Here is a 22,594-nt window from a genome sequence, read left to right on the forward strand (position 1 = left end):
ATCTTGTTGACACGCCGATCTCGGAGTCAACCGCACCGGGAGCGGGCCGCGGGCTCCCCTCCCGGCTGCGGCCTGAGGATGCACCACCGGAGACGGTTTCCAGCTACCGGCACGCGGGGCCGGTGCTCAATAGACGTGTTCTTCGAACACCGGCTCGACCGAGCCGTTCCAACGCCCGTGGAAGCTGTCGAGCAGGTCCTCGGCCGGGGTGCGGCCGGCCTCGACGAAGGGCACGATGGCCTCCAGATGCTTGGTCTCATCGCAGCCATTGTCGTCCGGCCGGTCGCGCCGGGCGAGGCCGGCGCGGGCCAGCGCCAGCATCTCGCGGGCGATCTCGTGCACGCTGCGGCCGGCAATGGACGCCTTGAAGCCGAGGCGCGGTACCTCGTCGCGCAGGCGCTGGCGCTCCTCGGCGCTCCAACCCTTGACCAGATCCCAGGCGGCATCGAGCGCGGCGCCGTCATAGAGCACGCCGACCCACAGCGCCGAGAACGCCGGCAGCCGCCGCCACGGCCCGGCATCGGCGCCGCGCATCTCCAGGAAGCGCTTCAGCCGCACCTCGGGAAAGATGGTCGAGAGGTGGTTGACCCAGTCCGAGCGGGTGGCACGCTCGCCCGGAAGCTGCGGCAGCCGGCCGGCCATCAGGTCGCGGAACGAGGCGCCGGCGACGTCGATGTAATGGTCGCCGCGCTTGACGAAATACATCGGCACGTCGAGCGCATAGTCGACATAGCGCTCGAACCCCATGCCGTCCTCGAAGGCGAAGGGCAGCATGCCGGCGCGCGCATTGTCGGTGTCGCGCCAGATCTCCGAGCGCGCCGACAGGAAGCCGTTCGGCCGCCCATCGGTGAAGGGGGAATTGGCGAAGATGGCGGTCGCCACCGGCTGCAGCGCCAGCGACACGCGCAGCTTCTTCACCATGTCGGCCTCGGAGGCGAAGTCGAGGTTCACCTGCACGGTGCAGGTGCGGAACATCATGTCGAGACCGCGCGTGCCGACCTTCGGCATGTAGGTGGCCATGATCTGGTAGCGGCCCTTGGGCATCACCGGCGTTTCGGCCATCGTCCATTTCGGGCTCATGCCGAGGCCGAGGAAGCCGATGCCGAGGGGCGCTGCCACTTGGCGAAGCTGGGCGAGATGCGCATAGAGCTCGGCATAGGTCTCGTGCACCGTCTCCACCGGCGCGCCCGACAGCTCGAACTGGCCGCCCGGCTCCAGCGAGATGGCGCCGCCATGGGCCGAATCGACCATGCCGATGATGTTGTCGCCCTCCAGGATCGGCTCCCAGCCGAGCTGCAGGCGCATGCCGTCGAGCAGCGCGCGGATGCTGCGCTCGCCCTGATAGGGCACCGGCTCGTGACGGCCGAGGGTGAAGGCGAATTTTTCGTGCTCGGTCCCGATTCGGAACTGCTCGGGCGGCTTGCAGCCGGCCTCGAGATAGGCGGCCAGCTCCTGGCGCCCCTCGATCGGGATCATGTCGGTGGTATCGCGCGCCATCCAGGGCTCCGGCGGGAAAGGTGGCGGACCTTACACAACACGCCGCCCGGCGCAAATCGCCTGACGCCCGTTCGCACTGTCCGGATATTTTTCAAAATGCGTGGAACGGGTTCTACGAAAGTTGCCATTAACGGCCCGTCTTTCGGTGCGGCCGTAAAGCTGGTCTTGACGATCCCTGTGGCAGGTTGCTCCGGCCGATGGCCCGCAGACGAGCGTGATCCTTCCCCTAAAATGCAAAGCGTCATTCCCAAGAAAGTGGAAAAACTCCTCCAGAACATTTCCGTTCTGGTGGTGGACGACAATGCGTTCATGCGCAAGCTTGTGCGAAACATTCTCACGAATATCGGCGTGAAGACGACCTTGGAAGCCGCCGACGGCTTGGCCGGGATCGAGGCAATTCGCATGTTCGCCCCCGATATCGTGGTGGTCGACTGGGAAATGCCGATGCTCAACGGTGCCGAGATGGTCCGGATCGTGCGCTCGCCCGGCGTGTTCCCGCAGCCCGACGTGCCGATCATCATGCTGACCGGCCATGTCGAGCGCTGGCGCATCCTCGAGGCGACGCGGCTCGGCGTGCATGAGTTTCTCAAGAAACCGGTTTCCGGCAATGCCCTGCTGGAGCGGATCGTGTCGATCCTGCTGCAGCCGCGGCGGATGGTGCAGATCGGCGACTATTACGGCCCCGAGCCGCGGCGCACGGCGGCCGAGGCCGCCGACTACGCCCGGCGCCAGCGCGCGGCCGACGCCACGGCGCCGCGGCGCTGAGGGCGGCCCTCGGCGGGATCCCAACGTCCCCCGAACCGCCGAACCGAGCGGCCGTCCCAGGTGTCTGGCTTTTCGCATTCTCTTTCGCAAAACCGGTTCCCGCTTTTGCGGAGAATGCTCCAGGAACCCCGCGGCCATCAGGCCGCCGGCGCCGTCACCCGGATGACGTGGGCGCCCGCCGCCTTCGCCGCGGCAACGCCCACGTCCGAATCCTCGAACGCCAGACACTCCTGCGGGGCGACGCCGAGCAGGTCCGCCGCCCGCAGATAGGCCTCGGGATGCGGTTTGCGCTGCTCGACGTCGTCGCCGGTGACCACGACATCGAAATGGCCGCCGAGCCCGTGGCACGCCAGCAGCGACGTCACCGTGCCCGCGGCCGCCGTCGTCACCAGCCCGGTGCGGCAGAGCGGGCGCACGAAGGCGATGAGGCTGACGAGCGGGTGATTGATGCGGATATGCGCCAGCCGCGCCTCATAGATCCGCTTCTTGCGCTCCGCCACCGCGTCGGGCGCCGACGGATTGCCGGCGCCGGCCAATATGTCGGGCAGGAACTGCGACCAGTGCCGGCCGTGTGCGCGCCGCGCAAGCTCGCCGATCCCCACACCGACGCCGACCTCGGCCAGCGCCTCGGCATAGGCGGCCGCGTTCGCCGCCTCGGTGTCGGCCAGCGTGCCGTCCAGATCCACCAGCACGGCCCTCACGGTCATCTGGCGTACCGCTCGACATAGCGGTTGAGCAGGATGCTCGAGCAGGCGAAGAACGTCATGCCCTTTTCGGGGTTCTGCCGGATCTTGTAGGGCGTGAGCCGCATATAGTTGATCAGCTCGTGGAAATGGATCTCGCGCAGCCCCTCGGCGCCGAACCTTTCGCGCATCACAGCCACGAAGCGCTCGTGCAGAAGCTCATAGGCGTGCGACTTGGTGACCGTCAGCCGGATCGCATTGTCCGTTACCGTGACCGGCAAGGCGCGGTTCAGCCCCTCATAGCCGAGGTTGAGCGACTGCATCATCTTCGCCCAGTCGATCAGCGGGCTGTTGAAGACATTGTCCGGGTTGGGGTCGATCAGATACCAGCTCTGCGCGCCATCGAGGCGGACGATGATGTTCTCGATCGTCAGGTCGCCGTGCAGCACCGTCGTCCTGCGGTCGGCGATCTGCGTTCTCAGCCAGTCCGGGTCGGCGAGGCGCGCCCAGTCGGCAAGGCTGTAGGCGGTTTCGTTGATGGTGTAGACGGGGCCGCTGAGAAACGTGCGGGCGAAATCGAGGATGATGCGGGCGTTGCCGGCCGCCTTCACCGCCAAATAGCGATCCACCTGTTCGGCGCCGGCGATGCCGGCATCATGGGCGCGATGGAAGGCGTCGAGCTGCCCGATCACGTCGTCGAGGATCGCCGCGCTCCGTTCGATCGGCAGCATGTGGATGACGTCGTAGAAGTCGTTGGCCTCGATCAGATAAGGCATATCGTAGCGATAGAACTGCTGGCCCTTGTGCTCCTCGAGGATGTCAACAGTGCGCAGGCGTCCGCGATGGGCGTTCAGCCACGCCGCCTGCACCGACAGCTTCTCCGCCGCATCGCAGACGGCGAACTTGCGGATGATCAGCCGGCCGTCGCTCTCGACCACCGCGGTGATCGCGTCCGAGCCGCCGTGCAGCAGCCGGTGGACGACGGCGTCGTCGAGCGCCGACAACCCGAAATCGGAGACGAGATGGTGCTCGTCGCCGAACAGCGCGGTGAGAAACAGCTCGTAGTCGGAGGCGCGCCGGAACTTGTCGGTGGAAACGATGCGGTAGAGCTCGCCGCCGATGAAGCCGTAGCGATGGGCGGCCTGCATCGCCCCGACGATGGCCGGCCGGTCGCGCACCAGGCCGTAGATGATGACGGCGGCGATCGGCAGCGACGTGTAGGCGACGAGCAGCAGACCGAGCGCGAGGTCGTTGTCGAGATTGTGGCCGGCCAGCAGCAGGATCGGCGAGCTCAGCGGGCTGCCGAGCAGCAGATAGGTGGCCTCGACGAACCCCGCCTCCACCGCCCTGGCGAACAGCAGATAGGACAGGAGGTAGACCGCCCACATCGACACCGTCAGCATCATGAACCGCGGGCTGAGATAGCGCCGCGACGCCAGGAGCGACGCGAACGTCCAGACCGAATCGAGGATCATGAACTTGATCTTGGAGCTGAACACCGACGCGACGGACCACACCCATTGGCGCACTCGCTTGGAGCGCGGCACATGGAGCCCGAACGCGACCGTGGCGACAACGGCGGCAAGGCCGAGCGCCACCGACAGCCCCACCGACCATGTCAGCCGGTCGCCCGCGACGAACGCCAGCAGGATTGCCGCCACCACCAGCACGTCGAGCACGCGCTCCAGCACCACGGTCGCGACGACGCAGGCGATCTGCACCTTGCCGCGCCAGTGGACGTAGAGGATGCGCAGCAGCTCGCCGATGCGGAACGGCAGGATGGCGTTGACGAGATAACCAATCGACAGCCCGACCAGCAGATCCGAATGCCGGACGTGGCTGAGATTGGGAAACAGCGTGGCCCAGCGAATGCAGCGCACGACGTGGGCGACCAGGAGCGTCGCCACCGCCGCAATAAACAGCTCGACACTGACCGCGGCCGTCATCGCTCAGCCCACCCCAGCGCGGCGAGCGGATCGCGCGCGCGCACCTTGTCCAGCTCGTCGGGCGTTCCGAACGACAGATGGATGGGCAACTCCCAGAAATCCACCGTGTCGCCGGCCGCGATCAGCGCATTGAACATGCCGCTGATGAACAGCTCATCATATGGGCACTGCAGGCGGTAGGCGTCGAACAGCCGGCAATAGGTCTCCGCATCGCGGAACAGGTAGCAGCCGGCAATGGCGAAGGGGCTTGCCACCACCTTCTCGACCGTGCCGGCGACGCGGCCGCCTTCGTCCATCCGGACATAGGAATAGCAGGGCTCTGATGCGCGAAAGCCGACCAGCGCGCCGGCCGCGCCGCGTGCCAGCGCCGCGACCGCCTCATCGAGAAACGGCGCGTTGAAGGCGTGGTCGCAGTCATTGATGGCGACCGGCAGATCGTTGACGATGGAACGGGCGCCGATCACCCCGGTCTCTGCCGCGCCCGATGTGACCTCGTCGATGGCGATGATGCGGGCGGACGGATAGAGGTTCAGTACGCGGGCATCGATCTGGAACGCGGCCACGTGCTCGCGCAGCACGACGAACACCATCTCGGCGACCGCGGTGCTGCGGCGGACGCTTTCCGTCGCCCACCAGAAGAACGGGCGGCCGGCAAGCTCGACCAGCGGCTTCGGCACGCTGACGCCGGCCTTGGAGAAGCGGGAGCCGCGGCCCGCCATCGGGATGATCAGATTGACAGCCATCTTGCTTTGCCCGATGCGCGTCCGCTTCCGCCTCAACGCCCGTAGATGACATCGAAGCCGCGCGCTGCCGCAGGCTCCGCGCGCGGCGGTTCCGAAAATATCCGGTTCCTGTTCCAGGCGACGCTGAGGATCTGAAGCGCCTGACTGATCGGCCGCGCGCTCGACGACTGGTCCTCCTCCCGCCACGAGATCGGCACGAAGCGGAATTTCGCGCCGGAATGGACCGAGTGGTAAAGCATCTCGGCCGGGAAGATGAGGTTGTCGTGAAACGCGTTGTAGAATCGCGACGCGAGATAGTCGGTGCCGTAGAGATTGAGCCCCGAGCCCTGATCGGCGATCCAGCGGCGAACGATCGCGCTGGTCAGGATATTGAGTCCGTGATTGCCGATCAGCCGGTAAGTCGAATAGCCCTCCAGGCGCGAGCCGCGCATGAAGCGCGCGCCGAGCAGGCTGTCATACTGGCGGTGCAGGCCGCTCTGCAGCGCATCGGCGAAGTCGTCGATATTTGCCTGATCGTCGCCATGCAGCACGATGACATGGCTGAAGCCGTTGTCGATGGCGTGGTCGAAGGCGAGCTTGTGCGAGCCGCCGAGATTGTAGTTCTCGCGGTTGCGGGCAATGCGCCAGGAGAGCCCCTCGATCCGCTGCAGCGCATCGCGCGCGACCTCGGGTCCGCCATCGCGCGAGCCATTGTCGAGCACCAGAACCTCGGCGATCAGCGGCTTGATCCGGCCCGACAGTTGCGGAATCACCCGGCCGATCTGCCGCGCGCAATTGTACATCGGGATGAACACAAGGATGCGGTCGGTCACGCGGTTTCGAGTCCCTGATGACGCCGGCACCGGCCGCCGGCCGGCTGGCGAAGACGCACGCTGTCGGCCCGGGCCGTGATCATGTCACGCGCCCCCGCTGAGTTTTCTGGCGACGAAGTAGTTCATCGCCAGCATGAACGGCGTGACGAGGCACTTGCTCGCCAGCGCCACCAGCGGCCAAGAGATGGCAAGTTCGACGCGCGCGAGGCCCGCCTGCAGCCCGGCGGCGAGGCCGTCGATCACCGCCGACATCACGACGATCTGCACAGCCGTATAGACCAGATAGACGGCGAGCCGGCCGCCCAGCCCGTGGCGGCGGGCGGCGAACACCCAGCGGCTGGAGGTGAGGAAGGCGAAGCTCGCGCCGCACAGCCCGCCGATCATCGCCGCGACGAACACGCGCAGGCCGAAGCCGCCGACCAGCAGCATGTAGACGCCGGTGTCGAGCAGCCAGCCGATGCCGGACAGGCCGACGAAGCGCAGCGGCTTCGCCAGCGCGCCGGCCTCGAGCCGACCGAGCAGCCCTTTGAATCCGGCGCGGGACGCGGCGGTTTGCGCCACGTCTTCGGCTACGTCTTCGGCTACGTCCTGGGCCACGTCTTGAGCCGCGCCCTGGACCGCGCCTTGGGGTGTGTTGCCGAGGATCATGGCTGCCGGCATATCAGGCGTCCGCATGATCCGACCGGATCGGCGGACACGCTCGCGGCGCGAGGCGGATCGGGGCGGCCGGGCGGTTGGACATCGTTGAAGCCTCCTGCTTCACGACTGATAGGGGAGATCGATAACAGCCGTATGTTGGGACCTCGGGATATCCCGCCAGCCTGCCGGACGTTGCCAGGCCGCAGATCCGAGCGCCCCAGCAAGAACACCGCTGCGCCACAGGCGAAGTCCGTCCGTCGCCCGCTATGGCCCCGTCAATCCCCCCTCGGAAACGGAATGATGCGCCGCGTGGCCTCAATCGCCTCGGCCGCCGTCCCGGGCGGGCGGTGTCCCATGGCGACGAGCCGCGCCTTGGCCTCGACCTCCACGATCGCGTAGGCCCGGCTCATCCGCTCGGCCAAGTCGGCATCGAACGGCACGACCATGATGGGCCACGGCTTGTCCGTGAACAGCCGCAGCAGAAGGTTGTCGAACGGGTTCGCCGGCTGCGCCGGCCAGAGTTCCGCGACACCCGCCCTGCCCTGCATGAGGGCCAGGTAATCCGCTGTGGTCAGCAGCGTCGCTTCGGTCGGCGCCACTGCCTCGAGGCAGGGACGCGCCATGGCGTCGAACCGCTCGCGAATGATCGCGGGATAGTATCGCACAAAGCCCTGGAACAGCCGCACATGCAGCACGCGCGCGCCATTGCGCTCGAACGATTCGGCGATCGCGACGCAGGCCGGCTCGATCTCGGCGGGCCGCTGCGCGCGGTAGCCGGCTTCGATGAGCGCGACATGCAGATAGCGGTCGGGGTTCCAGGTATCGGAGATGATGACGCGCAGGCCCGGGCGATCCACCGCGGCGATGTCGCGGATCGCCGCCACTTCGGCCGCCACATCCTTCTGCCAGTCACGCCAATCGGCGATTCCCGGAATGCGGCCCACGAGATGGTGCGGGCCGTCGTCATGGCCCGGCTTCATCGGCACCAGCAGCATCAGCGCGATGACGACGGCGGCCACGCCCCGCGTCCAAAGGCCCACCCGGCCCGTGCCCGGCCGCGGCATGAGCTGCACGAGGCCAACCGCCGTCAACGCCACCACGAACGGTGCCAGACCCAGAAGCTGACGGGACTGGTACATGCTGCCGGCGAACGCCGCGTTGACGGCGATGATGGGCACCAGAAGAACGGCGAGGCGCATGAACGCCCGCTGCCGGATCAGCGCCACCACGCCGATCGTCGCCAGGAAACCGGCGGGCAGTCCGACGAACACCACGATCTCGCGGAGATGGTGCGGAATGGAAAACTTACGGTCCCAAAGCTGGAGGGTGAGCTTGCCGACCTTGAGGATGTCGAAGGGCGTGACGCCCATCAGAGCGAGCGGGCCAAGCCAGATGATGGCGCCGCCGATGGCGGCAACCAGAAGCGCGACGACGCCGCGGCGCGTGACGCCATGCTGCTCGACAATGAGCAGCGGCACCACGGCGGCGACAAGGATGATGTCCGGCCGGGTGAGCACGCCGAGCCCGAACAGCGCGCCGCCGATCAGCGGTGCCGCGACGATCGACCGCGTGCCGAAGCAGACCAGAGCGAGGCTGGTGAACCCGGCCGCGATGACGCTCTCGGCGTAGAAGAAGCTGTTCTCGATCACGCCCGGCACCAGCAGCACGGCCAGCGCGGCAATGAGCGGCGGCGCCCCGGCCCAGCGGCGCGCCAGAATGAAGGTCGAGACAAGGAGCGCGGCCTCGCCGAACAACATCAGGATCCGCAGCGCGGTCTCGCCTTCGATACCGAACAGCTTCACCAGCCCGGCGACGCCGAGCACGGCGCCGAGCTTCGACAGGCCGTAGAATTCGACGTGCAGCGGCTGCAGCCGGTCGAACGCCAGAATGTCGCCTTGGGCAAGATGAACGCCGAGGCCGTGAATCGCCGCGCTGAATCCCTCCAGAGGAACGGGCGTGAGACTGGGATAGAGCAGCCACGCGGCGAGGATGGCCAGGGGAATGAAGAGCAGCGTCGTCCTGCCGTCCGCACGCGACTCCATATGCCCCGCGCGCACGGAGTCGCGCGGTGTGGGGTGGGCTGCGGCCGTCTCAGCCGGTGACTGCATCACTAGTCCCTCGGAAACGGAATGATGCGGCGGGTGCCGGCGATTCCATCGGCCACCGTGCGCAGTGTGTAGCCCTTGGCAATGAAGTCCTGGCGGGTCTGCGCCTCCAGCGCCACATAGGCCGCGGCCATGCGGTCGAGCATCGCCGCATCGACCGCAACCGCCGTGAGGCCGGCGGCCTGCCCGGTGAACATCCGCTGCAGCAGATGGCCGAACGCACCCTTCGCCTCGGCGGGCCACAGCAGCGCTACGTCGCCGCCGCCCTCGATGAAGCGCAGGCGATCGGCCGCCAGCACCAGCGTGGTCGAGCCCGGTGCCACGGCATCAAGGCAGGGGCGCGCCATCGTCTCGAAGCGCTCGCGATTGAGCGCGTTGGCGTCCTTCAGAAAGCTCTGGTGGATGCGCAGGTGCAGAACCTGCTGCGGGCCACGCACGAACGGCTCGGCAATCCCGGCGCAGGCCGGCGCGAGGCCGGCGCGCGGCTGCGGGCGGAAACCGGCATCGACGAGCGCGAAATGGACGTAGCGGTCCGGGTTCCAATCGTCGGTGATGATGACGCGCAGGCCGGGCTTATCGTCATCGACGGCGCGCCGGATGGTCGCCATGTCGGCCGCAACGTCGTTCTGCCAGTTGCGCCAGTGCGCGATTCCCGGAATTCGGCCGAACAGATCGCGCGGCCCGTCATCATAGGCGGTCGGGCCGGGCACCAGCAGGATCAGCGCGATCGCGGCGGCGACCGCACCTCGCACCCACGCTCCCGGCCGGCTCATGCCCGGCTGCGGCAGAAGCTGGGTGAGACCGAGTGCTGTCAGCGCCACCACGAAGGGCGCGATGCTCAAAAGCTGGCGCGACTGCCACAGGCTGCCGAAGAACACCACATTGACCACGACGATCGGCAGCACCAGCAAAGCGAGGCGCACGAATGCCCGCTGCCGCACCAGCGCCGCCATGCCGGCCAGTGCCAGGAGGCCGGCCGGCAGCCCGACGAAGAACAGCAGTTCGCGCACGTGGCGCGGATAGGCGGGCTGGCGATCCCACAGCATGAAGGCATGGCCGGCGGCCTTGAGGACATCGAGGACGCTCGCCCCCATCAGCGCCAGCGTGCCGAACCAGGTGATCGCGCCGGCGAGCGCGCCGGCGAGAAGCGCGATCGCGCTGCGGCGCGTGAGGCCGGAGCGCTCGAAGACGATGAGCGGAACGGCGGCGCCGGCGAGCACGATGTCCGGCCGCGTCAACGCACCGAGGCCGAACAGCGCGCCGCCGATCAGCGGCAGGAGAACGCGCGAGGGCGTGCCGAAGCAGACGAGCCCCAGCGCCGCAAACGCCGCCGCCACCACGTTCTCATTGTAGAAGAAGCTGTTCTCGATCATGCCCGGCACGAGCAGGATCGCGGCGATGGCGAGGAGCGGCGAGGCACCGGACCAGCGGCGCACGAGGACGAAGGTCGAGACGAGAAGAACGGCCTCGCCGCTCCACATCATCAGCCGCAGCGCCGTCTCGGCACCAACGCCGAGGCTTTCCATCAGCCCAGCAACGCCGAGCACCGCCCCGAGCTTCGACAGGCTGAAGAATTCGACATTGAAGGGCTGCAGCGGGTCGAACGCCAGGAGATCGCCATTGGCGAGGTGAGCGCCGAGGCTGAGAATGGCCGCGCTGAACCCTTCCACCGGAGCCGGGAAGAGGATGGGATAGAGAAGCCAGCCCGCCAGCAGCAGAACGAACAGATATCGAAGTATCACGCCCCGGCCCTCTCCCGGCGCGCTGCCGCGGCCGGCTCTTCTGGTCTGTCTTGTTTTATGTCGTTCGTCTGGCGTATCCGGTCTGCGCTTTCGCTCAACCTGCTCACCGCGACAGCAGACGCCGACTCATGTGACGTCCGCCGTTGCTTCACATGCTTCCATCTCGATCCGGACATCACGGCGGCGGGCAATTCTCCGCCGTCGCGGCGCAGATCTGCGCCACGCGCTTGCCTGAAATGGACATTCCTTTGATGCGCCCGGCGTCACCGTGCCGTGACGACGAATGCTGTGCTCGCTGGCTTCAAGTCATCAACTCGCCAGCAGCACATAGCTTCCTTCCCTTACAGCCGGATGACGGCACCAACCGCAGGGCGCCTTGTGCGGAGCTGGCGCGGCCGCGCCGTGCCCGTCCTCGGCGTCACCGCGAGCCTGCCGGGCGAATCATGCCCAGGGGCTGCGGGACTTGGGGGTGGCGAGACTTGGGGCTACAGGACTTGGGCCCACGAGACTTGAGCGGTGAGACTTGGGCGGCGAGACCTGGGCGGTGAGACTTGGGGCCGCGAGACATCCCTCGTCATCCCCGCGCCTCCAGCCAAACCCGCGCAGGCTGCATGAATTTGCCTGCGCGGACATCCAGGGTATCCCTCCGGCGTGGGCCGCCTTGTGTGGGACCTCGCGCTTCGCGGATGCTGCGCGCATAGGAGCGCTCTTACGAGCGCGCGTAAGAGCGCAGCATGAGCCAGATGACGGTGCTGACGGGGCCGGAGCGGCGCCGGCGGTGGAGCGGCGAGGAACGGCGGGAGATCGTGGCGGCGGCGTTTGCGCCGGAGGCGATCGTGGCGGACGTAGCACGGCGCTACGGGGTATCGACCAGCCTGATCTACAAATGGCGGCACGAGGTTGGCGACGGGACGAGCGGGGTTGGGTTCGCCCGCGCGATCGTCGTGGAGGCCGGTGGGACGGCCGCGGCCACGAGGGAAGACGGCGCCGCGATCGTCGTGGAATTGGCCGGCGGCGTGCGGGTTGAGATCGGCGCGTCTGCGCCGGCGGCGTTGGTGACGGCAACCCTCAAGGCGCTGCGATGATCCCGGTTCCGGCGGGCGTGCGGATCTGGATCGCGACCGGACATACGGACATGCGCAAGGGCATGCAGGGCCTGGCGCTGCTGGTGCAGGAAGGGCTCGGCCGCGACCCGTTCGGCGGCGACGTCTTCGTGTTCCGGGGCCGCGCCGGGACCTTGATCAAGGCGTTGTGGCACGACGGCATCGGCTTGTCGCTCTACGCCAAGCGGCTCGACCGCGGGCGCTTCGTGTGGCCGGCCACGGTCGACGGCGCGGTGGCGCTGACGGCGGCGCAAATGAGTTATCTGCTCGAGGCGATCGACTGGCGCAATCCCCAGCACACATGGCGGCCGCAGAGCGCGGGCTGATCAAATAATTGCGGCGACGCTCCACTTTGCACGTCACACCGCGGCGAAGATGTGATTCCATAGGATGCATGGACGCCGATGGTGATGCTGCCGCCGAACTCGCCGCGCTGAAGGAGGCGTTGGCGGCTGAGCGCGCAAAGACGCTGGAGGTCGCCGCAGACCTTGCGGTGGCGCGCGCCAAGGCCTCGGAAGATCAGGCGCTGATCGCCTATCAGAAGCTGCAGATCGCCAAGCTCGAGCGGCAGATTTACGGCCAGCGGTCGGAACGTGCGGCACGGCTGATCGAGCAGCTGGCGCTGGCGTTCGAGGAGCTCGAAGCGGGCGCGACCGAGGACGAACGCGCGGCCGAACAGGCCGCCGCCCAGACGACGACCGTGCGGGGCTTTACCCGCAAGCGCGCCGAGCGCCAGACCTTCCCCGAGCATCTGCCGCGGGAGCGCGTGGTGATCGATCCCCCGGCGGCCTGCGCGTGCTGTGGCGGCACGCGGCTGCGCAAGATCGGCGAGGACGTGACGCGGACGCTGGAGGTGATCCCGCGCCAGTGGAAGGTGATCGAGACGGTGCGGGAGAGGTTCAGCTGCCGCGACTGCGAGACGGTCTCCCAGGCGCCGGCGCCGTTCCATAGCATCCCGCGGGGCTGGGCCGGTCCCAGCCTGCTGGCCATGATCATGGTCGACAAGTTCGGCCAGCATCAGCCGCTGAACCGGCAGGCCGAGCGTTACGCGCTGGAGGGCGTGCCGATCGCGCTGTCGACGATGGCGGACGCCGTGGGGGCGGTCTGCAGCGAGCTCGCTCCGCTGCTCCGCCGCCTGGAGGCTCATGTGATGGCGGCAGAGCGGCTGCACGCGGATGACACGACCGTGCCGGTGCTGGCCAAGGGCAAGACCGACACCGGGCGCTGCTGGGTCTATGTCCGCGACGACCGGCCCTTCGGCGGCACCGATCCTCCGGCGGCGATGTTCTACTATTCGCGCGACCGCCGGGGCGAGCACCCCCAGGGGCATCTCGCCGGCTACGCGGGCATCCTGCAGGCCGACGCCTATGACGGCTACGCCCCGCTCTACCTGGTCGGACGCGCCCCTGGGCCGATCCGGGAGGCGGGCCTGTTGGGCCCACGCGCGGCGGCCGTTCTTCGCCATGGCCGACATCGAGGGGACGGCGCGGCGCCGGGCCGCCGGCAGGACGGACGCCGTGCTCTCGCCGATCGCCATCGAGATGGTGCGCCGGATCGACGAGCTGTTCGAGATCGAGCGGTCGATCACCGGCACCAGCGCGCAGCAGCGCCTCGCCGTTCGCCAGGAGCGAAGCCGCCCCCTGGTCGAGGATCTTCATCGCCACATGCGCGAGGAGCTTGCCAAGCTCGCGCGCGGGCACGACCTCGCCAAGGCGTTCAATTACATCCTGAAGCGCTGGGCGAGCTTCACGCTGTTCCTCGAGGATGGGCGGGTTTGCCTGTCGAACAACGCCGCCGAACGCGGGCTTCGCGGCATCGCTCTTGGTCGCAAGTCGTGGCTGTTCTGCGGGTCCGATCGGGGCGGGCACCGCGCCGCCGCCATGTACAGCCTGATTGTCACGGCCAAGATGAACGGCATCGATCCGCAGGCCTGGCTGGCCGACGTCCTGGCGCGCCTGCCAAGCCACCCGGCGCATAGGCTCGATGACCTCCTGCCCTGGAATTGGGCGCCACGGCCCTCGGCACTCTCCGCTCGGGCGGCGTGAGCATGCACGTCAACAAGGTCTCCCGCGTCACCACGATCGCTCGCGTCGCCGAGGACCTCGGCGAAGACGAAGATTGGCTGCACCAGGTCGCCAACGAAATGGACGTCGAGGACGGCATCATCTGGGTCTACGGCGTCGGCGACGCCGCCGTCAGGGCGTTCACCGACTTCGGAATCGAGACCCTGGTCGAACTCATCAAAATCCACAAAGCAAACCCGGCGCTCCTCGGACCTTCAGAGCCGTAAGCGCCCCACCTGCGGCCCACGCCGGAGGGATACCATCCAGGGCCTGAAATTCCCTCTGAAACAAAGACGTGGAAGGCCGGAACAAGCCCCCACAGCCGAGGCGGGTCGAAGCCGAGGGCCTCTGGCTTCACGCGTCGTCTCGCTGTCGCGCAGCTGCTCGATGGAGTTCCCGGCGCCCGCGCCTGCAGGCCCCTGTCGCGATCCTTGGCGATCGGTCCATCGCGTCGTGATCGACGTATCCCTCCGGCGTGGGCCGCAGGTGGGGCGCTTACGGCTCTGAAGGTCCGAGGAGCGCCGGGTTTGCTTTGTGGATTTTGATGAGTTCGACCAGGGTCTCGATTCCGAAGTCGGTGAACGCCCTGACGGCGGCGTCGCCGACGCCGTAGACCCAGATGATGCCGTCCTCGACGTCCATTTCGTTGGCGACCTGGTGCAGCCAATCTTCGTCTTCGCCGAGGTCCTCGGCGACGCGAGCGATCGTGGTGACGCGGGAGACCTTGTTGACGTGCATGCTCACGCCGCCCGAGCGGAGAGTGCCGAGGGCCGTGGCGCCCAATTCCAGGGCAGGAGGTCATCGAGCCTATGCGCCGGGTGGCTTGGCAGGCGCGCCAGGACGTCGGCCAGCCAGGCCTGCGGATCGATGCCGTTCATCTTGGCCGTGACAATCAGGCTGTACATGGCGGCGGCGCGGTGCCCGCCCCGATCGGACCCGCAGAACAGCCACGACTTGCGACCAAGAGCGATGCCGCGAAGCCCGCGTTCGGCGGCGTTGTTCGACAGGCAAACCCGCCCATCCTCGAGGAACAGCGTGAAGCTCGCCCAGCGCTTCAGGATGTAATTGAACGCCTTGGCGAGGTCGTGCCCGCGCGCGAGCTTGGCAAGCTCCTCGCGCATGTGGCGATGAAGATCCTCGACCAGGGGGCGGCTTCGCTCCTGGCGAACGGCGAGGCGCTGCTGCGCGCTGGTGCCGGTGATCGACCGCTCGATCTCGAACAGCTCGTCGATCCGGCGCACCATCTCGATGGCGATCGGCGAGAGCACGGCGTCCGTCCTGCCGGCGGCCCGGCGCCGCGCCGTCCCCTCGATGTCGGCCATGGCGAAGAACGGCCGCCGCGCGTGGGCCCAACAGGCCGCCTCCCGGATCGGCCCAGGGGCGCGTCCGACCAGGTAGAGCGGGGCGTAGCCGTCATAGGCGTCGGCCTGCAGGATGCCCGCGTAGCCGGCGAGATGCCCCTGGGGGTGCTCGCCCCGGCGGTCGCGCGAATAGTAGAACATCGCCGCCGGAGGATCGGTGCCGCCGAAGGGCCGGTCGTCGCGGACATAGACCCAGCAGCGCCCGGTGTCGGTCTTGCCCTTGGCCAGCACCGGCACGGTCGTGTCATCCGCGTGCAGCCGCTCTGCCGCCATCACATGAGCCTCCAGGCGGCGGAGCAGCGGAGCGAGCTCGCTGCAGACCGCCCCCACGGCGTCCGCCATCGTCGACAGCGCGATCGGCACGCCCTCCAGCGCGTAACGCTCGGCCTGCCGGTTCAGCGGCTGATGCTGGCCGAACTTGTCGACCATGATCATGGCCAGCAGGCTGGGACCGGCCCAGCCCCGCGGGATGCTATGGAACGGCGCCGGCGCCTGGGAGACCGTCTCGCAGTCGCGGCAGCTGAACCTCTCCCGCACCGTCTCGATCACCTTCCACTGGCGCGGGATCACCTCCAGCGTCCGCGTCACGTCCTCGCCGATCTTGCGCAGCCGCGTGCCGCCACAGCACGCGCAGGCCGCCGGGGGATCGATCACCACGCGCTCCCGCGGCAGATGCTCGGGGAAGGTCTGGCGCTCGGCGCGCTTGCGGGTAAAGCCCCGCACGGTCGTCGTCTGGGCGGCGGCCTGTTCGGCCGCGCGTTCGTCCTCGGTCGCGCCCGCTTCGAGCTCCTCGAACGCCAGCGCCAGCTGCTCGATCAGCCGTGCCGCACGTTCCGACCGCTGGCCGTAAATCTGCCGCTCGAGCTTGGCGATCTGCAGCTTCTGATAGGCGATCAGCGCCTGATCTTCCGAGGCCTTGGCGCGCGCCACCGCAAGGTCTGCGGCGACCTCCAGCGTCTTTGCGCGCTCAGCCGCCAACGCCTCCTTCAGCGCGGCGAGTTCGGCGGCAGCATCACCATCGGCGTCCATGCATCCTATGGAATCACATCTTCGCCGCGGTGTGACGTGCAAAGTGGAGCGTCGCCGCAATTATTTGATCAGCCCGCGCTCTGCGGCCGCCATGTGTGCTGGGGATTGCGCCAGTCGATCGCCTCGAGCAGATAACTCATTTGCGCCGCCGTCAGCGCCACCGCGCCGTCGACCGTGGCCGGCCACACGAAGCGCCCGCGGTCGAGCCGCTTGGCGTAGAGCGACAAGCCGATGCCGTCGTGCCACAACGCCTTGATCAAGGTCCCGGCGCGGCCCCGGAACACGAAGACGTCGCCGCCGAACGGGTCGCGGCCGAGCCCTTCCTGCACCAGCAGCGCCAGGCCCTGCATGCCCTTGCGCATGTCCGTATGTCCGGTCGCGATCCAGATCCGCACGCCCGCCGGAACCGGGATCATCGCAGCGCCTTGAGGGTTGCCGTCACCAACGCCGCCGGCGCAGACGCGCCGATCTCAACCCGCACGCCGCCGGCCAATTCCACGACGATCGCGGCGCCGTCTTCCCTCGTGGCCGCGGCCGTCCCACCGGCCTCCACGACGATCGCGCGGGCGAACCCAACCCCGCTCGTCCCGTCGCCAACCTCGTGCCGCCATTTGTAGATCAGGCTGGTCGATACCCCGTAGCGCCGTGCTACGTCCGCCACGATCGCCTCCGGCGCAAACGCCGCCGCCACGATCTCCCGCCGTTCCTCGCCGCTCCACCGCCGGCGCCGCTCCGGCCCCGTCAGCACCGTCATCTGGCTCATGCTGCGCTCTTACGCGCGCTCGTAAGAGCGCTCCTATGCGCGCAGCATCCGCGAAGCGCGAGGTCCCACACAAGGCGGCCCACGCCGGAGGGATACTGATCGACGCGGCCATGGAGCGCGAAATCGGCTCGCGCTACCTAATTACCTCCCTCTTCCCATGGATCAACTTTCGGCCGCAGAACTTTTGCGCCGAGCCCGCAGACGTCGTGTGGCAAGCCCGCTGGCACGCAGCACGGCCGAAGCGGGCGAGGCCAGAAACGCAAAACGGCCCTTCCGGGCCGTTTGCAAGCGCTTGATTGTTTTGAGTTTTTGGAGCGGGCGAAGGGATTCGAACCCTCGACCCCAACCTTGGCAAGGTTGTGCTCTACCCCTGAGCTACACCCGCATCCATCAGCGTCCGGGGCGTTCCCGGCGCCGAGTGCTCAGCATATAGCGAAAGCCTCCCCCCCGACGCAAGGGGGTCTTTCGCATCTTGTGCGCTTTCTGTGGATTTGGGGAGGGAACCCACAGACGCGCGGCCTGATTGGCTTGAAATGCCACGCGAATTCGAAGGGCGGGGCAACGGACTCCGTCCGCCGCCATCGGCCTCAAACCGGCTCCGCCTCGGATTCGGCCGGTGCGGCGGGGCGCCCGCCGGGCTCGCGATTCACCGCGGCCTGCCCGGCCGGCCCCTGCTGCGCCGGCCGCCGCCACACGCCGCGGGTGTCCACCACGATCTTGTCCACGAGCTGCTCCGGCTTGATGGCGTAGAACGGTCGTGGTCGACCAGCATGACGATTTCGCCTACGACGCCGCCCGCATCGGCTGTTGATCGCAGAACCAGGCGTATGTCGCGGCAACACCGTCGCAAAGGCCGATGCGCGGCTGCCAACCCAGCGAACGCAGCCTGTCGGCGCTCATCAGCTTGCGCGGCGTGCCGTCCGGCTTAGACAGATCGTGGACGATGCGCCCGCGAAAGCCGACGATGCCGCAGACCAGTTCGGCCAAGTCCCGAATCGAAATGTCCTCGCCCGAGCCGACATTGACGTGCTCGGCCCCCGAATAGGTCTTCATGAGGTGGACGCAGGCGTCGGCGCAATCATCGACATGCAGGAACTCCCGCCGCGGCGTTCCGCTTCCCCACAACACGATCTCGCTGTCGCCGCGGAGCTTGGCCTCGTGCGCCTTGCGGATCAAAGCCGGCAGCACGTGGCTGGAGGCGAGGTCGAAATTGTCGCCGGGGCCGTAGAGATTGGTCGGCATCGCCGAGATGAAGTCGCAGCCGTGCTGGCGGCGATAGGCCTGCGCTAGCTTGATGCCGGCGATCTTGGCGATGGCGTACCATTCGTTGGTCGGCTCCAGCGCGCCGGTGAGCAGTGCATCCTCGGTGATCGGCTGCGGCGCGAACTTGGGATAGATGCAGGAAGAGCCGAGGAACAGAAGCTTCGCCACGCCAACGCGAAAGGCGGTGTGGATGACGTTCGCCTCGATCATCAGATTGTCGTAGAGAAAATCGGCCGGATAGGTGTCGTTGGCGAGAATGCCTCCGACCTTGGCCGCGGCGAGAAGCACCACGTCCGGCCGCGCGCGGTTCATCCAGGCCTCGACGTCATCCTGACGCCTGAGATCGACATCCGCGCGCCCGACTGTGAGAACCGCGCAGTCTTCCTGCGCCAGGCGGCGTACGATGGCCGAGCCGACCATGCCGCGATGGCCGGCCACGAACACGCGCTTGCCGGACAGGTCGAATTCCGTGCTCATTCGGCGGCATCCCGCAGCCGGGCGCCATGGGCGGCGATCTCGCGCCGCATGGTGACAAGGTCGGCCGCCACCATCTCCCGGACGAGATCCGGAAACGGCGTGGTGTGGCGCCAGCCCAGCGCCTCGTGTGCCTTGGTCGGATCGCCGAGCAGGAGATCGACCTCGGTGGGGCGGAAATAGCGCGGGTCGATCTCGATCAGCACCTTGCCGGTCTTGGCATCAATGCCGGTCTCATCGACGCCGCTGCCCGTCCAGGCAATGGTGCGGCCGACCTCGGCGAAGGCCAGCTCGACAAATTCCCGCACCGAATGCGTCTCGCCGGTGGCGAGCACATAGTCGTCCGGCCGATCCTGCTGCAGGATGCGCCACATGCCCTCGACATAATCGCGGGCGTGGCCCCAGTCGCGCTTGGCGTCGAGATTGCCGAGATAGAGCCTGTCCTGCAGCCCGAGCTCGATGGCTGCCACCGCGCGGGTGATCTTGCGGGTGACGAAGGTTTCGCCGCGGATCGGGCTCTCGTGATTGAACAGGATGCCGTTGGAGGCATGCAGGCCATAGGCCTCGCGATAGTTCACGGTGATCCAGTAGGCATAGAGCTTCGCCGCCGCATAGGGGCTGCGGGGATAGAACGGCGTCGTCTCGCGCTGCGGCGTCTCCTGCACCAGGCCGTACAGCTCGGAGGTCGAAGCCTGATAGAAGCGCGTCTTGGCTTCCAGCTTGAGAATGCGCAGCGCCTCGAGCAGCCGTAGCGTGCCGACGCCGTCGGCGTTGGCGGTGTATTCCGGCGTCTCGAACGACACCTTCACATGGCTCTGGGCGGCGAGATTGTAGATCTCGTCGGGCTGCGTCTCCTGCACGATACGGATCAGATTGGTCGAGTCGGTCAGGTCGCCATAATGGGTGAGGAAGCGCACATTCTCCTCGTGCGGATCCTGGTAGAGATGCTCGATGCGCGCGGAATTGAACGAGGACGACCGCCGCCGCAGGCCGTGGACGAAATAGCCCTTGTCGAGCAGCAGTTCGGCGAGATAGGCGCCGTCCTGCCCGGTGATGCCGGTGATGAGAGCGACTTTGCTGGTCATGTCGATTCCGAAGGCTGCGCCATCAGGCGCGATGAAGCACGTTCTCCGCCGCGGGCCTGGGCGCGGTGGCGGCGGCGTCGAGCAGCGCCGTCCAGGTGGCGAGCATCGCTGTCTTCGTGTGATGCGCCTCGAGTGCCACGCGCGCGTTGCGGCCGAGGCGTCGTGTCTCGTCACGCGCATCACGCAGATGGCGGATCACTTGCGAAAGCTCTGCGCTGTCGCCGATGTCGATTTGCGCGCCGCAATCGTGCCGTCCGACCAACCGCGCTACCTCTCCGTCGCGGTCGCAGACGGCAAGGATCGGCCGGCCGGCCGCGAGGACTCCATAGACCTTGCTCGGAACGATCAGGCCTTCGACTTCGGGCCGCAGCGACACCCAATGCACGTCGCTGACACCGAGCGATTGCGCGAGGCGATCGCGCGGCTGGTAGGGCTTGAAGACGACGTTCGGCAGATTGGCAGCCGCGCGCCGGAACCGCTCGATGCCATGGCCGCCGCCGATGACAAGGAAGGCGATATCCGGCTCGCCGGCGAGTTCGCGTGCCGCGCCGAGGACTGTCTCGAATTCATGGGCGCGCCCGAGATTGCCTGAATAGCCGACGACGAACCTGTCTCCCAATTGCCACTCCTGGCGAAGCGAATTGTCGGCATGATCGATGGGCTCGATCGCCGCATCGTCGCACCAATTGGCAATCACCTGGATCGTCTCCGGCGCAACGCTGAGCGAGCGCAATCGCGCCGCCATCCGCTCGCCGATCGCGACATTGGCGGTCGCGGCGCGCAGCGACCACGTTCTCAGCGCACGCAGCGGCGCTCCACGCCAGCCGGCGAAGGTCTTGAGGCCAAGCTCTGCCGCAACCTCCGGATAGAGATCCTGCAGCCAATTGAGGAGGCGCGCGCCCTTGGCCTTCGCCACCATTGCCGCGACGATCGAGATCAGCGGCGGATCGGTCTTGGCAACCACAATATCGCCGCGCCGGACCTCATGCGCCAACACAGCAAACGCCGCGATATAGAACGACAAATAATCGACGGCACGACCAACGAGCCCACTTCGGCCGAAGCCGGTGGTCGCCACCCGGCGGATGCGAACACCGTTGATCGTCTCGCAAGCCGGCAGCACATCCGCCGGATCGTCGTAGCGCAGCCGACTCGTCACGATCACCACGTCGCGCCCGTCCCGCGCCAAGCCGAAGGCGAGGTCAGAGACGATCTGGCTCGTGGCGGAGTGGTCCGGATGGAAGAACCGGTTGATGAAGATCAGCCGGGTCATTCTGGTAGATCCATGGCGGAACGCATCATCATTTGCGCCCGGCTTGTCCTTCTGAGCGAAAATACTTCAACACTCTCGCAACGCTACGTGCTTATCACGCCATATAAATGGATATTCCGTCTTTTACATATAGATATGCTTTGGCATCAGCGTACATGCCCTGAACTCCTACAGACATCCACCGAAGCGTCCCCTCCAAACGTCTTGAGCAGGCATTCAAAAATGGTGGCGTATGCAGCTTGGCCTGCTGCATTGGGATGGATGTCGTCGCGATACAATTCAGTCTTCCAACCGGCCACGGTTTCGACGTCAAACATAGGAACACCTGTCGACTTCACAATCGATGTCAATCGCGCTCTCTGCTCGATCTCGCTCTCCTCAGCAGCGCCTGCAGTTTCAGTTCGGGTCGGATGCAACACGAGGACGACGTTACGGACATTCTTCTGCGCTGCCGCAATCAAATCCCGAAGCGCCGCCTCCCCCTTTTGCCTGCGCTCGTCCGGGGAATAGGTGACCGACGGAGGGGATGGCTCAGATCTCAAATAAGGACCGAGCGCCGGGATGTGCCTGGGCAAATACCTCGTGATGAGTTCCGACAACGCCGACATCGGAGATTCTTCAGGAAAATCGTCGCCATAATGCACGCGAAACTCGGGCAGATCCTCCAGGTCGTGCGTACTGACGACGATGAGGGCAGCGTCGGCGTCGAACCATCCATGTCTCGTGACATAGGCGAGCAGATTTGCAGGCCCCCAAGAACCTGCTGAAATGTTGCCAACCCAGGCGTTTGCACCGATTTTTCTTGCCAATACTTCTGAAGAAATATCCTTTTGATCGGTCAGAGCGCCACCATTGACCACGCTGTCACCGAGCACCAAGACGCGGAAATCGTCCCCATTTTTCGCGGGTGGGACTTCAGAAGCTCGCATCGATTTTGAGTTGTAGGAAACAATATTTCCGAAACGTTCGTAGGTTCGCCCGGGTCTGAAGATGTATTCGAGTTCGGCGTCGATCACGGTCAGTGGTGGATCGCCTAGACCAAGACCGAATCGAGCAAACGCTTCGGCACCGACGACAGCAATCGCGATGAGTAATGCTATCGTTATAATCCGCCTCATGGCGCGTTCCTTAAGCTCATCCGAATCTTACCCCCCCCTTGCCAATAATAACGGCGAACGGTGGCGGCGAACCGGCTCGTGGCGGAGTGGTCCGGATGAAAGAACCGGTTGATGAAGATCAGCCGGGGCA

General features: G+C 66.8%; 22 protein-coding genes and 1 tRNA gene. 5 read left to right on the forward strand and 18 right to left on the reverse strand.

The features are described from left to right. Positions 1-126 precede the first annotated feature (126 nt). Positions 127-1,497, reverse strand: a complete 1,371-nt coding sequence (locus BLTE_RS12550; RefSeq protein ID WP_126401033.1) for a glutamate--cysteine ligase — start codon at positions 1,495-1,497, stop codon at positions 127-129. 165 nt (positions 1,498-1,662) lie between these two features. On the opposite strand from BLTE_RS12550, the gene BLTE_RS12555 reads away from it, so the two are divergent. Continuing rightward, a complete protein-coding gene (locus BLTE_RS12555) occupies positions 1,663-2,262 on the forward strand; it encodes a response regulator transcription factor (RefSeq protein WP_160140603.1) in 600 nt (199 codons plus the stop codon). Between the two features lie 137 nt (positions 2,263-2,399). On the opposite strand, the gene BLTE_RS12560 is transcribed toward BLTE_RS12555, so the two are convergent. The 7 genes from BLTE_RS12560 to BLTE_RS12590 form a co-directional block, all read right to left on the reverse strand. Next, entirely contained in the window at positions 2,400-2,969 is a 570-nt protein-coding gene (locus BLTE_RS12560; protein WP_126401035.1) for an HAD family hydrolase, read from the reverse strand. Further along, positions 2,966-4,891: a lysylphosphatidylglycerol synthase transmembrane domain-containing protein gene (locus BLTE_RS12565; RefSeq protein WP_126401036.1), complete on the reverse strand. Its 1,926-nt coding sequence runs from the start codon at positions 4,889-4,891 to the stop codon at positions 2,966-2,968. Before BLTE_RS12565 ends, BLTE_RS12560 begins: the two co-directional genes overlap by 4 nt. After that, positions 4,888-5,634 (reverse strand): sugar phosphate nucleotidyltransferase, encoded by a 747-nt coding sequence (locus tag BLTE_RS12570; RefSeq protein ID WP_126401037.1) that lies wholly within the window; start codon positions 5,632-5,634, stop codon positions 4,888-4,890. Before BLTE_RS12570 ends, BLTE_RS12565 begins: the two co-directional genes overlap by 4 nt. A 32-nt stretch (positions 5,635-5,666) precedes the next feature. After that, positions 5,667-6,446 (reverse strand): glycosyltransferase family 2 protein, encoded by a 780-nt coding sequence (locus tag BLTE_RS12575; protein ID WP_126401038.1) that lies wholly within the window; start codon positions 6,444-6,446, stop codon positions 5,667-5,669. Positions 6,447-6,530: 84 nt separating this feature from the next. Then, on the reverse strand, positions 6,531-7,106 hold the full coding sequence (locus tag BLTE_RS12580; RefSeq protein ID WP_126401039.1) for a GtrA family protein: 576 nt from the start codon (positions 7,104-7,106) through the stop codon (positions 6,531-6,533). Between the two features lie 254 nt (positions 7,107-7,360). Continuing rightward, positions 7,361-8,908, reverse strand: coding sequence for an ArnT family glycosyltransferase (locus BLTE_RS12585; protein ID WP_145988193.1), 1,548 nt, complete (start codon positions 8,906-8,908; stop codon positions 7,361-7,363). Positions 8,909-9,195: 287 nt separating this feature from the next. Next, positions 9,196-10,932 carry a hypothetical protein gene (locus tag BLTE_RS12590; protein WP_126401041.1) on the reverse strand — a complete coding sequence of 579 codons (1,737 nt, stop codon included), beginning with the start codon at positions 10,930-10,932 and terminating at the stop codon, positions 9,196-9,198. Positions 10,933-11,666: 734 nt separating this feature from the next. On the opposite strand from BLTE_RS12590, the gene tnpA (BLTE_RS12595) reads away from it, so the two are divergent. From tnpA (BLTE_RS12595) to BLTE_RS12610, 4 genes are all read left to right on the forward strand, one after another. Then, positions 11,667-12,017 carry an IS66-like element accessory protein TnpA gene (gene tnpA / locus BLTE_RS12595; protein ID WP_126397727.1) on the forward strand — a complete coding sequence of 117 codons (351 nt, stop codon included), beginning with the start codon at positions 11,667-11,669 and terminating at the stop codon, positions 12,015-12,017. Next, complete coding sequence (gene tnpB / locus BLTE_RS12600) at positions 12,014-12,361, forward strand: IS66 family insertion sequence element accessory protein TnpB (protein ID WP_126397729.1); 348 nt, start codon at positions 12,014-12,016, stop codon at positions 12,359-12,361. Before tnpA (BLTE_RS12595) ends, tnpB (BLTE_RS12600) begins: the two co-directional genes overlap by 4 nt. A gap of 68 nt (positions 12,362-12,429) precedes the next feature. Continuing rightward, positions 12,430-14,080, forward strand: a protein-coding gene (gene tnpC / locus BLTE_RS12605) for an IS66 family transposase (RefSeq protein WP_126398497.1) whose coding sequence is annotated in 2 segments (ribosomal slippage) — positions 12,430-13,461 and positions 13,463-14,080 — 1,650 coding nt in all. Because the reading frame shifts where the segments join, the coding sequence is not laid out codon by codon here. A gap of 2 nt (positions 14,081-14,082) precedes the next feature. Continuing rightward, a complete protein-coding gene (locus BLTE_RS12610; RefSeq protein ID WP_126397733.1) occupies positions 14,083-14,325 on the forward strand; it encodes a hypothetical protein in 243 nt (80 codons plus the stop codon). Positions 14,326-14,593: 268 nt separating this feature from the next. Here BLTE_RS12610 and BLTE_RS12615 read toward each other — a convergent pair whose 3' ends face one another. From BLTE_RS12615 to BLTE_RS12655, 10 genes are all read right to left on the reverse strand, one after another. Continuing rightward, entirely contained in the window at positions 14,594-14,836 is a 243-nt protein-coding gene (locus BLTE_RS12615) for a hypothetical protein (RefSeq protein ID WP_126397733.1), read from the reverse strand. A 2-nt stretch (positions 14,837-14,838) separates the two neighbouring features. Continuing rightward, the gene (gene tnpC, locus BLTE_RS12620) at positions 14,839-16,488 is read right to left on the reverse strand and encodes an IS66 family transposase (RefSeq protein WP_126398497.1); all 1,650 of its coding nucleotides are present in this window, start codon (positions 16,486-16,488) and stop codon (positions 14,839-14,841) included. A gap of 68 nt (positions 16,489-16,556) precedes the next feature. After that, on the reverse strand, positions 16,557-16,904 hold the full coding sequence (gene tnpB / locus BLTE_RS12625) for an IS66 family insertion sequence element accessory protein TnpB (protein ID WP_126397729.1): 348 nt from the start codon (positions 16,902-16,904) through the stop codon (positions 16,557-16,559). Further along, positions 16,901-17,251, reverse strand: coding sequence for an IS66-like element accessory protein TnpA (gene tnpA / locus BLTE_RS12630; RefSeq protein ID WP_126397727.1), 351 nt, complete (start codon positions 17,249-17,251; stop codon positions 16,901-16,903). The genes tnpB (BLTE_RS12625) and tnpA (BLTE_RS12630) overlap by 4 nt, the downstream gene beginning before the upstream one ends. A gap of 310 nt (positions 17,252-17,561) precedes the next feature. Then, a tRNA-Gly gene (locus BLTE_RS12635) sits at positions 17,562-17,636 on the reverse strand. A 202-nt stretch (positions 17,637-17,838) separates the two neighbouring features. Continuing rightward, the gene (locus tag BLTE_RS18140; protein ID WP_160140604.1) at positions 17,839-17,976 is read right to left on the reverse strand and encodes a hypothetical protein; all 138 of its coding nucleotides are present in this window, start codon (positions 17,974-17,976) and stop codon (positions 17,839-17,841) included. Positions 17,977-18,034: 58 nt separating this feature from the next. Next, positions 18,035-18,991, reverse strand: a complete 957-nt coding sequence (gene fcl, locus BLTE_RS12640) for a GDP-L-fucose synthase (RefSeq protein ID WP_126401042.1) — start codon at positions 18,989-18,991, stop codon at positions 18,035-18,037. Next, positions 18,988-20,073 carry a GDP-mannose 4,6-dehydratase gene (gmd, locus tag BLTE_RS12645; RefSeq protein ID WP_126401043.1) on the reverse strand — a complete coding sequence of 362 codons (1,086 nt, stop codon included), beginning with the start codon at positions 20,071-20,073 and terminating at the stop codon, positions 18,988-18,990. Before gmd ends, fcl begins: the two co-directional genes overlap by 4 nt. 22 nt (positions 20,074-20,095) lie before the next feature. After that, positions 20,096-21,346, reverse strand: a complete 1,251-nt coding sequence (locus BLTE_RS12650; RefSeq protein ID WP_126401044.1) for a glycosyltransferase family 4 protein — start codon at positions 21,344-21,346, stop codon at positions 20,096-20,098. A 146-nt stretch (positions 21,347-21,492) separates the two neighbouring features. Next, a complete protein-coding gene (locus BLTE_RS12655; protein ID WP_126401045.1) occupies positions 21,493-22,464 on the reverse strand; it encodes a GDSL-type esterase/lipase family protein in 972 nt (323 codons plus the stop codon). Positions 22,465-22,594: the final 130 nt, after the last annotated feature.

This window comes from Blastochloris tepida (genome assembly GCF_003966715.1).
Lineage (GTDB): Bacteria > Pseudomonadota > Alphaproteobacteria > Rhizobiales > Xanthobacteraceae > Blastochloris > Blastochloris tepida.